This window comes from Nonomuraea candida (assembly GCF_000725485.1).
GTDB classification, from domain to species: domain Bacteria; phylum Actinomycetota; class Actinomycetes; order Streptosporangiales; family Streptosporangiaceae; genus Nonomuraea; species Nonomuraea candida.
Window position 1 is genome coordinate 160,657 of sequence record NZ_JOAG01000030.1, and the last position, 11,343, is coordinate 171,999.

General features: G+C 70.9%; 13 protein-coding genes. 7 read left to right on the forward strand and 6 right to left on the reverse strand.

Going from position 1 to position 11,343, the window contains the following annotated elements; translation table 11 throughout:
• Positions 1 to 19: 19 nt before the first annotated feature.
• Complete coding sequence (locus tag IO39_RS28235) at positions 20 to 358, reverse strand: hypothetical protein (RefSeq protein WP_043629050.1); 339 nt, start codon at positions 356 to 358, stop codon at positions 20 to 22.
• A gap of 299 nt (positions 359 to 657) precedes the next feature.
• Here IO39_RS28235 and IO39_RS28240 point away from each other — a divergent pair, with 299 nt between their 5' ends.
• A complete protein-coding gene (locus tag IO39_RS28240) occupies positions 658 to 1,263 on the forward strand; it encodes a hypothetical protein (protein ID WP_063765354.1) in 606 nt (201 codons plus the stop codon).
• A 246-nt stretch (positions 1,264 to 1,509) separates the two neighbouring features.
• On the forward strand, positions 1,510 to 2,718 hold the full coding sequence (locus tag IO39_RS28245) for a sialidase family protein (RefSeq protein ID WP_084773627.1): 1,209 nt from the start codon (positions 1,510 to 1,512) through the stop codon (positions 2,716 to 2,718).
• A 35-nt stretch (positions 2,719 to 2,753) separates the two neighbouring features.
• On the opposite strand, the gene IO39_RS28250 is transcribed toward IO39_RS28245, so the two are convergent.
• Positions 2,754 to 3,704, reverse strand: a complete 951-nt coding sequence (locus IO39_RS28250) for an alpha/beta hydrolase family protein (RefSeq protein ID WP_043629053.1) — start codon at positions 3,702 to 3,704, stop codon at positions 2,754 to 2,756.
• Positions 3,705 to 3,870: 166 nt separating this feature from the next.
• Here IO39_RS28250 and IO39_RS28255 point away from each other — a divergent pair, with 166 nt between their 5' ends.
• Positions 3,871 to 4,251 carry a MerR family transcriptional regulator gene (locus IO39_RS28255; protein WP_043629056.1) on the forward strand — a complete coding sequence of 127 codons (381 nt, stop codon included), beginning with the start codon at positions 3,871 to 3,873 and terminating at the stop codon, positions 4,249 to 4,251.
• Between the two features lie 41 nt (positions 4,252 to 4,292).
• Here IO39_RS28255 and IO39_RS28260 read toward each other — a convergent pair whose 3' ends face one another.
• Positions 4,293 to 4,529, reverse strand: a complete 237-nt coding sequence (locus tag IO39_RS28260) for a hypothetical protein (protein ID WP_043629059.1) — start codon at positions 4,527 to 4,529, stop codon at positions 4,293 to 4,295.
• Between the two features lie 233 nt (positions 4,530 to 4,762).
• Positions 4,763 to 6,199 carry an alpha/beta fold hydrolase gene (locus IO39_RS28265; protein WP_169789131.1) on the reverse strand — a complete coding sequence of 479 codons (1,437 nt, stop codon included), beginning with the start codon at positions 6,197 to 6,199 and terminating at the stop codon, positions 4,763 to 4,765.
• Between the two features lie 286 nt (positions 6,200 to 6,485).
• On the opposite strand from IO39_RS28265, the gene IO39_RS28270 reads away from it, so the two are divergent.
• From IO39_RS28270 to IO39_RS28280, 3 genes are all read left to right on the forward strand, one after another.
• Positions 6,486 to 7,661 carry a serine hydrolase domain-containing protein gene (locus IO39_RS28270; protein ID WP_169789132.1) on the forward strand — a complete coding sequence of 392 codons (1,176 nt, stop codon included), beginning with the start codon at positions 6,486 to 6,488 and terminating at the stop codon, positions 7,659 to 7,661.
• Between the two features lie 112 nt (positions 7,662 to 7,773).
• On the forward strand, positions 7,774 to 9,198 hold the full coding sequence (locus IO39_RS28275; protein ID WP_043629065.1) for a sulfatase-like hydrolase/transferase: 1,425 nt from the start codon (positions 7,774 to 7,776) through the stop codon (positions 9,196 to 9,198).
• An 84-nt stretch (positions 9,199 to 9,282) separates the two neighbouring features.
• Positions 9,283 to 9,636 (forward strand): cupin domain-containing protein, encoded by a 354-nt coding sequence (locus IO39_RS28280; protein ID WP_043629067.1) that lies wholly within the window; start codon positions 9,283 to 9,285, stop codon positions 9,634 to 9,636.
• Positions 9,637 to 9,901: 265 nt separating this feature from the next.
• On the opposite strand, the gene IO39_RS28285 is transcribed toward IO39_RS28280, so the two are convergent.
• Positions 9,902 to 10,387 (reverse strand): SRPBCC family protein, encoded by a 486-nt coding sequence (locus IO39_RS28285; RefSeq protein ID WP_043629068.1) that lies wholly within the window; start codon positions 10,385 to 10,387, stop codon positions 9,902 to 9,904.
• A 22-nt stretch (positions 10,388 to 10,409) separates the two neighbouring features.
• Between IO39_RS28285 and IO39_RS28290 the strand changes: the two genes are divergently transcribed.
• The gene (locus tag IO39_RS28290) at positions 10,410 to 11,021 is read left to right on the forward strand and encodes a TetR/AcrR family transcriptional regulator (RefSeq protein WP_043629071.1); all 612 of its coding nucleotides are present in this window, start codon (positions 10,410 to 10,412) and stop codon (positions 11,019 to 11,021) included.
• Positions 11,022 to 11,166: 145 nt separating this feature from the next.
• Here the strand turns inward: IO39_RS28290 and IO39_RS54900 are convergent, their stop codons facing one another.
• Complete coding sequence (locus IO39_RS54900; RefSeq protein ID WP_157548993.1) at positions 11,167 to 11,325, reverse strand: hypothetical protein; 159 nt, start codon at positions 11,323 to 11,325, stop codon at positions 11,167 to 11,169.
• Positions 11,326 to 11,343 lie beyond the last annotated feature (18 nt).

Sequence of the window (11,343 nt, forward strand, 5' to 3'; positions counted from 1 at the left end):
GCCCCAGCCGCCCGTCAGCTCATCGGGTCGCGTCGGCCCACGTCACGTCGAGAAGGCGGGCCCCGGCGTCGTGCAGGGTGATGCCGTAGGCCCGCTCCTGGCCGGCGGTCGCCCCCTCGCTCGTCGCGCTCATCGCCTTGAAGCGGGTCTCGCGGGTCGGGCCGTCGCCGACGAGATGACCACGCAGCCGCCCGGCGCGGTCGTAGACGGCCCACCGCCCGTCGCCCACCTGCGGCATGGCGTCGGGGTTGTCCTTGAGCCACTGCGCGTTGGCCGCGTGGTCGGGCCGCTCATCGGCCTCATCCGGCCGGGCCGGATCTCCGGTGGCTTGATCGGAGGTGTTGCGAGCACTGCTCATGTCGTGTCTCGCTCTCTCATCATGGCCGATCGTCTCCGAGAGGTCGGAGAGTGTACTCTCAGCCAACGACCCCAGGGTATGGCACGGACCTCATTCGCCCGGCACCGCCAAGACGCGCTCTCCCCGCCCGATGACCGGCTTCACCGTTCAGCGACGCCGAGTGCGAGCTGCGATCGGCTGCGGCGATGAGCATTGCTCGGAACGCCCATATCCGTCCCGGGGCAAGGTGAGGTTGACTGACAGTGTCCGGTCACCTGACTTCGGCAGGATGCGCCGGCGATACTGGAGCGGAGGCGGTCATGTCCGCCGAGACCGTCATATGGCTGGCCGCCGCCGTCGGGGTGATGGCGGCGATGCCGGCCGCCGGCTTCCTGCGCGGGCGTCGAGATCGCCTCCGGGAGCGATCCGGCCCCGAGGACGAACACACTGTCGCCGTGGCGGGTGACCGCAGGGCGGCCGAGCGTGAGCTGCGGGCCCGCCGGACACGATCAGGGCCGCTCGACATCCGACCACTCGATCCCGACGCCCACCGCCGCTATGCCGACAGATGGGCCGCGGTCCAGGAGCGTTTCGTGAACGAGCCGGGCCCCGCGGTCGGCGATGCCGATCTGCTGGTACGCGCCGTCATGGCCAAGCGCGGATATGCCACCGAGGACTTCGCGCAGCAGGCCTCGGAGTCGTCGCTGCGACACGACCGCACCCTGGAGCACTACCGCCACGCCCACGAGATCAGCGGGCGCGCCACGAGCGGCCGGGTGTCCCTTCAGGAGCTGCGGCAGGCCATGGCCCACTACCACGCCTTGTTCGATGCCCTCCTCGGCGGCGACCGGCGGCCTCTCCGTACCCGGGCCGCCTCCCGATCACCCCTGACACGCCCGCGCGGAACCACGGGCCCGCGCCGGTAGACCGCGGAGCGCTCAGGAGGCCGCCGGGCGCGGCGACGCGCCCGGGACGGCCGCACCGCCGCCCGGCCGCGCCCCAGGCGCAAGCCCGGCAATGCATGTCACACTTCACGGGGTTCGGCGGCTCTTGAGACGGGGCTCACACAGGAGCACGTCTTCCGTGCGAAGCCCGGAGGCGATGCGGGCCGGCATCCGAACGGCCGGCGCGCCTCACCGTGTCAGGCAGGAACCAAGGAGGAGACCGCGCTGATGAGCGGAGTGAGACGGACCTTCCAGGTGGCACTGGCCACACTCCTGGGCCTGGTGATCACCACCTTGCCCGTGTCAGCGGCCGAGCCGCCCACCCATGCCTTCCACAAGCAGACCTTATGGCGTTCGTTCACGACCGGCGGCATGGTGACCTGTTTCCGGCTCCCGGCGGTCGCCAAGACCAGGAACGACGTGCTGCTGGCCTTCGCCGAGCGGCGTAACGGGAACAACTGCCACGACCACGGCCCGTTCGACATCGTCATGCGGCGCTCGCTGGACAACGGACGGACCTGGGAAGCGAGCAGGACCGTGCTGGCCGGCACGGCCGGAGCGGCCCTGCAGGGGCACGCGACGGTGGTCGCGGACTCGACCGGTCCCGTGTTCCTGTTCAGCACCTCGGAGCCGACCGAGGCACGCCCGTGGCTGCCGCGGACGCCGAAGGTCCAGGTGAGCAGGGACGACGGCCGCACCTGGTCCGCGCCACGGGATCTGTCGGACGTCATCAAGGCTCCCGCGGGCGACCAGGACTGGTTCGCCACGGGGCCGGGTCACGGCATCCAGCTGACCCGTGGCGACCACGCGGGACGGCTGGTCGTGCCGGTCTACTTCGCCGTGGGCGGGCGGCAGAGCGTCCGGCTCGTCTACAGCGACGACCACGGGGCGAACTGGAAGATCGGCGCGACCGCGACGTACGACAAGTCAGAGCTGCAGCTCGGCGAGCAGACGCTGGTCGAGCGGGCGGACGGCAGCATCCTCGTGATCGCCCGCAACGGCGCCGTCCCCAACGACACCTCCATCCACGGCCTGGCCGAAAGCGTCAGCAGGGACGGCGGCGAGACCTTCGCCGGCCCCTTCAGAGCCGACCAGGCCATCGTGGCCCCTCCCACCCATCCCGCCCTGCTGCGCCAGCGCTGGGACACCGCCGGCTACAGCCGGATCCTGCTGTCGGCCCCCGCCACCCCGAAGACCGACAACAACGCGGTGGGCATGAACGTCCGCTCGTCCTTCGACGAGGGCGCCACCTGGCGCACCTACGACAACAAGGTGGGCAACGCCGGCGTCCGCATCGACGGCGACCACGCCGGCTACTCCGACATGACGCTCATCGGCAACGGCGCGATCGGCGTCCTGTACGAGGCGGGCGCGGCCCGCTTCCGGGACGAGATCCGCTGGAACTGGTTCTGGGAGAGCGCCCTCGGCCTCCCGTAACCCTTGTCCGGTCGAGCCGGTCCTCGCGGGAACCGTCACTTGGATTCGAGCCGTCCCAGCGGGTGGGCGTGGCCGGCCAGGGCCGCCTGCGCCTCCCGCCAGGCCGAGCCGTCGACGCCGAGGACGTGGCGCAGGTAGGCGAGGGTGACCTGCCCGACGAGGGCGACGCGGCCGGGATTCTCGTCGGTGGTCTCGGCGGCGTCGTAGCCGGAGATGCCGCCGAGGAGGTGCTCGCCGCCGAAGAGGGTGAGCAGGCTCTTGCTCCCGGGGCTGAAGGCGTAGGGCTCGGTGGTCCATTCCGGTCCCCGGGTGGTCACCGGGAGGTGGTCCTTGTCGCCGGCGACCACGAGGGCCGGCGCGGTGAAGTGGGAGAAGTCCACCTCACGGAGCCAGGGGAGGTTCTCGACGGCGTAGGGGGTCAGATGGTCGCCGCCGCGCCCGGCCGTGGCCAGCAGGACGCCTGCCGTGACCCGCGGGTCGGACAGGTCTTCGGCGACCCCGGTCCGCGGGTCGGTGACGCGCATGCCGAGCAGGATCGCGGCGGTGTGGCCGCCGAAGGAGTGCCCGGCCGCGGCGATCCGGCCCCGGTCCAAGCGCCCGGACAGGCCGGGGACGGCCGCCTCCAGCACGTCGAGGTCGTCGAGGAGGCGCTTCATGTCGGCGACGCGGAACCGCCACAGGGCGGGCCTGCGGGAGTCGTCCGCAGCGAGGTTCAGCCGCCTGGAGTCCAGGTGGGTGGCCTGGATCACCGCGAAGCCGTGGGCGGCCCAGTGGTCGGTCAGGGGTGCGTAGGCGTCCAGGTTGGAGCCGTAGCCGTGCGCGAACAGCACGATCGGCAGGTCGCGTCCGGTGACCGGCGCGGACACGCGCACGTGCAGGTCCTCGCCGCGTTCGGGGGCGGGCAGCACGATCGGCTTGACCGAGACGATCGGGGCTGCGGCGAGGGGGCCAGTGATCCCGGTCGCCTCGGTTGCGGAAGTGGTCATGGGATTGCCTTCTTCGATGGTTCTGTGCGGCGTTTGATGCGGTGTCTGGTGCGGTGGCCGGCCTCGGGCTGAGGCGGGCGAGCTCACCCCGGGTACGCTAAAACCTGACATTGATGTCAGAGGCAATGGCGTGTGCCGCACGTCACAGCGCCACCGAGGGGGACGGATGCGCATCGGGGATCTCTCCGCCAGGACGGGCTGCAGCGTCCGGTCCCTGCGGTACTACGAGCAGCAGGGCCTGCTCGCCGCCGAACGCAGCTCCAGCGGTCAGCGGCACTACCCCGACGGCGCGGTCGACCGGGTCCTGCTGATCCAGCAACTGTTCGCCGCCGGGCTGTCCAGCCCGACCATCGCCGAGCTCCTCCCGTGCGTCGTCGACGGTCGCGCCACGCCCGAGCTGCTCGCCCGGCTGGCCGACCAGCGCGACCAGATCGACAGGCGGATCGCCGATCTGATCGGCACCCGCGACCGGCTCGACTCGGTCATCACCGCCGCCGGCGCCAACCTGCTCACCGGCCGGCCCTGCCGCGGCGAAGGCCCGCGATGAGGGGCGCCTCCCAGCGCGCGGAGGCGTCCACGAAGGTGGTGCTATCGGCCCAGCAGGACGCAGAGCGCCTGGGAGGGGTCGCTCGCGACCAGCAGCCCCTGCCCGCCGAGCTGCTCCGAGATCTGGGCGCTCGCACCGGCCGCCTCCGCGGCCTGCCGGCACATCTCGGACAGGTCCAGAGGCCCGGGAGCGGCGTGGGCCGGCGCGGCGAGAACGGCGGCGACTGCCAGGACGGCGGCGGACAGGACGGCGGGCCGGGTGAGCAGCATGCGGTTCATCGGTGGCTCCTGATGCCGGGACGGCGAATCGGACGGGGAGATGGCCAGAAGGCGGGCGCGGGGGCCGGATGGTCGTGACGACAGCCTTCCCATCAGTCATCACTACATAACGTAACGATAAAGTCACGACCTGTACTGGGTGGACGACCGTCGCCACACAGGCCGTCGCCGGAGCGGCCCGGTCAGCCGATCCCAGCGCAGGCGGTTTCGCTGATCTCGGCTCCGTACGGGCTCTAGTTCGGGATGGCGCTGCCCGCGCAGCCGCGGTCGATGCGGCCGGTGGTGAAGTATCCGACCACGTCGGCGGCGCATTCCGGCACGCGGGTGACGGAGCCGTGGACGTCGTCGGTGACGGTGTAGACGGTGCCGCCGATGGCGCGCCGGGTCTGCAGCGTCCACTCGTACGCCGACATGTACTCATGCAGGTGCCCGGACAGCACCAGCGAGCCCTTGCCGCGTTTGACCGGGCTTTCCTGTACGGGAAGCGGCCAGCCGGGGCATTCCACTCCCAGCCCCCAGGCCCGGCCGGTCACCGGGTAGCGCCTGACCCGCTCCTGGTAGGCGTTCCAGGCGGCGGCGAAGGTGGGCCGGCTGGCGTCCTCGTTGCATTTGACCGCGCGGTTCATGGTCAGGTTCAGCGTCTCGGGCAGGCCGGGCACGGGTGCTCCCCTGGGCGGGCCGAAGAGCTCCTTGACGGTGGGCGGGGCGGTGGCGCCGGTCGCGTCGCGCAGCTCGGCCAGGGCCTTGCCGGCCCGCGCCCATTCGGTGGAGTTGCGGCGGGCCAGATCGGCCACGGCCGCGCCGTCGATGGGCCGCTGCAGGTCGGTGAACGTCTTCGGCGTCTTGTCGTGGTCGCGCACCAGCTTCAGCACCGCGTCGCGGACCTGCCGTGCGGTGGATCCCAGGCCGTGGATCTCGTCCTTGCGCGCCAGCCAGGCCGCCATCCGGGCGAAGTTGCGCTCGGCGGCGCCGGCGCTGCCGGCGAGGTGGTCGTCCTGGCGGGTCCACGGCGGTGCCGTGCTGTCGAGGAAGACCCGGCCGGTGCTGCGGGGGTGGTTGCCGCGGTAGAGCATGCCGAGATGGGTGCCCCAGGACACGCCGAGCAGGTTGAGCCGGCGCTCGCCGAGCGCGGCCCTGATCAGGTCGAGGTCGTCGGCGACGTTCTCGGTGGTGAGCGCGCCGAGGAAGGCGGGGTTGGAACGCCCGCAGGCGTCGTTGGCGGCCGACTGGGCGTCGTAGATCGTGCGGGCCGTCTCCTCGGTGAGCGGGCCGGGCCCGGGCCGGGGGCCTTGCGCGGGCGGGCAGGCGACCTTGGTGCTGGCGCCCACCCCTCGGGGGTCGAAGCCGATGAGGTCGTAGCGCTCGTTGAGCTTGGCGATCTCCTCGTTCCTGAGCCTGATCCGCAGGACGGGATCGAGGTATCCGCTGTTGCCGGGCCCGCCGGGCAGGATCACGGTGGCGCCGAGCCGCCGCTTGGGGTTGGCGGCGGCGAGGCGGGTGACCGCGATGTCGATTTTCAGCCCGTCGGAGCGGTCGTGGTCCAGCGGGACGCTGACCGTCCCGCACTGCAGGCGCTTCATCTCGGCGCGGAAGGCCGGTAGTTGCTCCTGGGTCACGCCCATGGCCCGGACCACCTCGTCGGCGTAGGCGGGGCAGGGCTTCCACGCCACGGTCGGAGCCGGCCGGTCAACGGTGGCCGCCGCAGGGGCCGGCTGCGCCGCCGGCACCGCCGTTCCCACAAGCGTCAGGCACGCGAGGGCAGTGAGCCGGCGCAGCGGTTTCACGGAGAAAGTCATGACCGCCATCGCTACACCAGCGCTTGTTTCCTCGTGGTTTCTGCGAGGCGCGAAGCGTGGGCGGAAACAGGCAGGAAACGCCCTCTGGTCTAGGTATGAGCCCGACCATCGCGGCCGGCGCCACCGCTGGACCGCGATATTCGACGGAAGGAACTCTCTCGTGAATCGTGCGACAGCGGCCGGCCTCGCCGGACTGGCCTGCGCCATGCTGACGCTGAGCACTCTGCCCGCCGCGGCCGACCCCGCGGCGGGCCGGCCCCGGCTGGGCGACGTGCAGAAGGCGCTGGCGGCCCTGGCCAAGTCTCCGCAGGTGGTGGGCGCCATCGGCGAGGTCTACGTCGACGGCGAGCGTGTCGGCAAGGGCTCGGCCGGCACCCGCCTGCTGAACGGCAAGGGCGGCAGGATCCCGACCGGCTCGCGCTTCCGGGTCGGCTCCCAGACCAAGCAGATGACCGGCGTCGTGGTGCTGCAGCTGGTCAAGGAGGGCAAGCTCAAGCTCGACGACAAGCTCGGCGACCTGCTCCCGGAGGTGGCCGAGAAGGACCTGGTGGAACGGGCCGGCGAGATCACCTTGCAGCAGCTCGTCCAGCACACCTCCGGCATCCCCAACTTCTTCGACGACAAGCTGGTCGACACCTTCGACTTCACCACCCACTACCCGCCGATGGAGCTGGTGAAGAAGTCACGCACCCTCCCCCGGGCCCAGGAGCCGGGAGAGAGGTTCTCCTACTCCAACACCAACTACATGCTGCTGGGCCTGATCATCGAGAAGTACACCGAGCACACCCTGGCCGCCGAGTTCGAGCGGCGCGTCTTCGACCCCGTCGGCATGGACGACTCCTACCTGCCCACCACGTTCCCCGGCGGCATCAAGGGCCCGCACGGCCACGGCTACTTCCCCGACAGCACGGGCAAGCCGCGCGATGTGGACCGGCTCAACATGAGCTACGGCTACGCCGCCGGCGGGGTCATCTCCACGGCGCACGACATCAGCGCCTTCCAGCGGGCCTTCGCCCAGAACCGGCTGCTGCCCGAAGAGCTGAAGAAGGTGCTCATGGGACCGCCCAGAAGCGCGCCCCAGCCGCCGGGGCAACCGTCGGGGCAGCCGTCCGAGGGCGGGAGCGGCCAGCAGCAGCCTGCGCTGCCGTGCGGCGGCAAGCCGTTGGTCATGCCGCTCAAGGGCAGCGCGCCCGGCTTCAACGCGGTCACCTTCACCACGCCCGACGGCCGGATGCAGTTCGCCGTGTCGGCCACCCTGGCCGTCTCCAACCTCGACGAATCGGTGCATCCGCTCCTGGTCAAGGCAGCCGAAGCGGTCTTCTGCCCGCAGAAGTGACAACAAGCCTGAAGCACGGACAACAGCCCCGAATGGACCGATAACAAAGAGGAAACAGCGATTCCGGCACGCTCTAGCCCTTGACGAATCCTTCGACGAAAGGGCGGACCGAGTGACGGAAGTCAGCAGGAGAGCCGTGCTGACCGCCGGTGCGGCGGCGCTCGCCGCACCGGCGGTCACGGCGAGCGCCGCGGCCGCGCGGGAACGACCCTTCCGCGCCGCGGCGGGCATCGGACGGCCGGCACGGCCGAACGTGCTGTTCATCTTCGCCGATGACCTGGGATGGGCCGATCTGAGCTGCTACGGCTCGCCGGACATCCGCACACCCCACCTGGACGCGCTGGCCGCGGACGGGGTGCGCTTCACCCACGGCTACGCGGCCGCGGCGGTGTGCTCACCCACCCGGTTCGCGCTCTACACCGGCCGCTATCCCGGCCGGTTGCCCGGCGGGCTGAGGGAGCCGATCAACCAGCCCGCCGAGCGGGACGGCATCCCTCCCGGGCATCCCACGCTGGCCTCGCTGCTCAGGCAGGCCGGTTACGGCACCGCCATGTTCGGCAAATGGCATTGCGGCTTCCTGCCCTGGTTCAGCCCGATCAAGTCCGGCTGGGACACCTTCTTCGGCAACCTCGGAGGCGCCATCGACTACTACTCCAAAGTCAGCGGCAGAGGCGAGGTGGACCTGTACGCGGGCGAGGTCCCGGCGCAATCGCTGGACTACTACACCGACACCGTGGCCGCGCACGCGGCGGCGTACATCAGCGCACATCGCGAGCGGCCCTGGCTGCTCAACCTCAACTTCACCGCGCCGCACTGGCCCTGGGAGGCGCCCGGCGACCAGGACGTCAGCAAGGACCTCACCGCCCGCGTCAAGGCCGGGGAGCGGGGAGCGCTCCAGCACGCCGACGGCGGCTCGCTGGGCACCTACCGCAGAATGGTCGAGGCCATGGACGCCGGCGTCGGCCGCGTGCTGAAGGCCCTGACCGACAGCGGGCAGCGCGACAACACCCTCGTCGTCTTCTCCAGTGACAACGGCGGCGAGCGCTGGTCCTACCAGTGGCCGCTGAGCGGGTCCAAGGGCCGGCTCAACGAGGGCGGCATCCGGGTGCCCACCATCGCGCGCTGGCCCGCCGCCCTCCACGGCCGCCAGGTCAGCGACGTCCCCGTCATCACCCAGGACTGGACCGCGACCATCCTGGACGCGGCGGGCGTGCAACCCGCCGACAGCCACCCGCTGGACGGGCACAGCCTCCTGCCCTACCTCCTGGACGGGGCCCAGGCGCCGGACAACGTCCTGTTCTGGCGCACCAGCCGGGCAGGAGCACTGCGCAGCGGCCGCTGGAAGTACCTGCGCGCCGACGACGCCGAAACGCTGCACGACGTGCCGGCCGACCCCCGCGAACAGGCCAACCTGGCCGAACACCACCCCGGCATCCTCGACCAGCTCCGCACGCGCTGGGAGCAGATCAACGCCGGCCTGCTTCCCTACCCCGCCACCCCGGCGGGGGCATCACTCCTCACCCCCGGGTCAGCATGATGTCCGGCAATTGGTCCGCTAGATGGACCAATTCTCCCGGATTGGCTCTGTCATGGGGCCACTCTGCAGGCAAGGATCGGAGGCATGACCACACACCATGAAGCTTCGCGTCACCTTTCCGCGGTCTCGGTGGCAGAGGCCATCGCCGCGCTCCCGGGGCCCTTCCAGCAGCACAATCTGGCGGCGGTGAACGACACCACCGTTGTCCGCCTGGCCCGGCTGGAAGGCGAGTTCCCCTGGCATCACCACGATGAGGACGAGCTCTTCCTGTGCTGGGACGGCAGCTTCGAGATCCAGCTGGAGGGACATGACCCGGTGGTGCTGAACCCGGGTGAACTGTTCGTCGTCCCCAGGGGAACGCGGCACCGTCCCGTTGCCGACAAGACCGCCCATATCCTGCTCATCGAGCACCCGGACACCAAGCAGTACGGGAACTGACGCTCAGAGGGGTCTTCGAACCTTAGAAGTGATCTCGGAGGAGCGCCCGAAGGGGCTTGGCCTGGAACTCCTATAGCTACGGCGAGCCGCAAGGTAGCGGTGAGCTGTCTTGCGGGTTCGTCGCGTAGTGGTTGCAAGTAGATCAAACCGGGGCGGAACGGCCCGGCTCCTCTTGATCGTGATCTCTGTCCGTTCGGAGAGTTCCCGGCCTGGGGTCCACCACGATGCCCGGGGTGACGCGGCCGGCCTGACCGCACCGGAGGGCTCAGGCCGGCGGCGGTCCGGCCTCCTCGCTCTCCAGCCGCCGCTTGGACCCCCGCACCTCGTTGCGGACGTCGGCGGGCAGCCGGCGGCGCAGGGCCGGCTCCAGCAGCCAGCGCAGGAACGGGGCGAAGTCGATGGAGATCGTGCGCCGCACCCGGGAGAGGCCGTCCGCGACGGCCTCCGCCTCGAAGGAGGCGCTGAAGCGGGACAGCAGGTGGTTGAGCCGGTTGCGGGGCAGGGGCGCGTAGCGGACGTCGACGCGCCGGCCGGGGGTCAGGCGCATCTGGGAGACGAGCTTGGGCGCGGGGCCCGGGATGCCCGGCAGCCGGGGGCGGAACCTGAACTCCACGACGTCGCCGGCGCGACGCACCCAGTCGATCGGGCCGATCTTGTCGTCGATCTCCGCGTAGCGCTCGGCGTCCATCACGAAGTCCAGGTATTCCTGCGGGGTGCAGCGGATGGTCTCTTCCACGATCACTTGAACCATAGAAAGAGAGTACTCTCTCACTATGGCGAGAACGACCCCGGGCGTGACCCGGGAACGCATCCTGGACGAGGCCATCCGGCTGTTCGCGCGGGACGGCTACGACGCGACCTCGGTGACCGACATCCAGCGCGCCTGCGGCCTGGCCGGCGGCTCGGGAGCGCTCTACAAGCACTTCCCCTCCAAGAAGGCCCTGCTGGAGGCGGCCGTGCGGCGCAACCTGGACACCATGGCGCGCCGGAGGGCGGAGGTGGTGGAGCACGTCCCTGACGACCCCCGCCAGGCGCTGCGCCTGATGGCGGACGCGGTGTGGAACGTGATCGACGGCGACCGGGACCTGGTGCGCATCATGCTGCGCGAGTTCACCGCGTTCCCGGAGATCTTCGAGCCGATGTGGCAGGGCGTGCTGGCCACCCTCTACCGCGAGTGCACCGTCTGGATCGAGGCCCAGCGGGCGGCGGGCGTGGCCGAGGCGGCCGACCCGGAGGCCACGGCCGCCGTGCTCATCTCGTCGCTGACCTACTTCCCGCTGCTGCGCATTCTCATCGGCCACACGCCGGGCGACCTGGACCGGGAGACGTTCCTGACGGCGTGGGCCGGCCACGCGGCCCGCACGCTCGCCCTGCCGGACGAATGACGGTAGCGGAGCAGGCCGACGGCGGTGCGCCCGTACAGCTCCGCCCGCTCCCCGGGAGGGGGCCGTCGAGGAGGTCGCAGAGGGCGGTGAGCGCCTGGCGCGGGCTGGCCGCCCAGTGCTCCAGCGGTCCGTCGAAGATCCGCTTCTACGCCGACGACCCCGCCGTGCGGCCGCATCGGCTCGATTTCAGCGCCAGGTCGCCGAGGTCGAACGGGGAACGGGTCTGGAGTTCAACCGGCTCCCGGCCGCGAGTGATGATCGGTTCGTACCGCTCCTGGCTGACGTGACCGATCATGGTCGGCATGGCTTTCGCGTTTCCCGA

Coding starts and splice junctions, on each gene's coding strand:
- IO39_RS28245 (WP_084773627.1), top strand. CDS start 1,510: ATGAGCGGAGTGAGACGGACCTTCCAGGTGGCACTGGCCACACTCCTG.
- IO39_RS28260 (WP_043629059.1), bottom strand. CDS start 4,529: ATGAACCGCATGCTGCTCACCCGGCCCGCCGTCCTGTCCGCCGCCGTC.
- IO39_RS28235 (WP_043629050.1), bottom strand. CDS start 358: ATGAGCAGTGCTCGCAACACCTCCGATCAAGCCACCGGAGATCCGGCC.
- IO39_RS28280 (WP_043629067.1), top strand. CDS start 9,283: ATGACCACACACCATGAAGCTTCGCGTCACCTTTCCGCGGTCTCGGTG.
- IO39_RS28255 (WP_043629056.1), top strand. CDS start 3,871: ATGCGCATCGGGGATCTCTCCGCCAGGACGGGCTGCAGCGTCCGGTCC.
- IO39_RS54900 (WP_157548993.1), bottom strand. CDS start 11,325: ATGCCGACCATGATCGGTCACGTCAGCCAGGAGCGGTACGAACCGATC.
- IO39_RS28285 (WP_043629068.1), bottom strand. CDS start 10,387: ATGGTTCAAGTGATCGTGGAAGAGACCATCCGCTGCACCCCGCAGGAA.
- IO39_RS28290 (WP_043629071.1), top strand. CDS start 10,410: ATGGCGAGAACGACCCCGGGCGTGACCCGGGAACGCATCCTGGACGAG.
- IO39_RS28240 (WP_063765354.1), top strand. CDS start 658: ATGTCCGCCGAGACCGTCATATGGCTGGCCGCCGCCGTCGGGGTGATG.
- IO39_RS28250 (WP_043629053.1), bottom strand. CDS start 3,704: ATGACCACTTCCGCAACCGAGGCGACCGGGATCACTGGCCCCCTCGCC.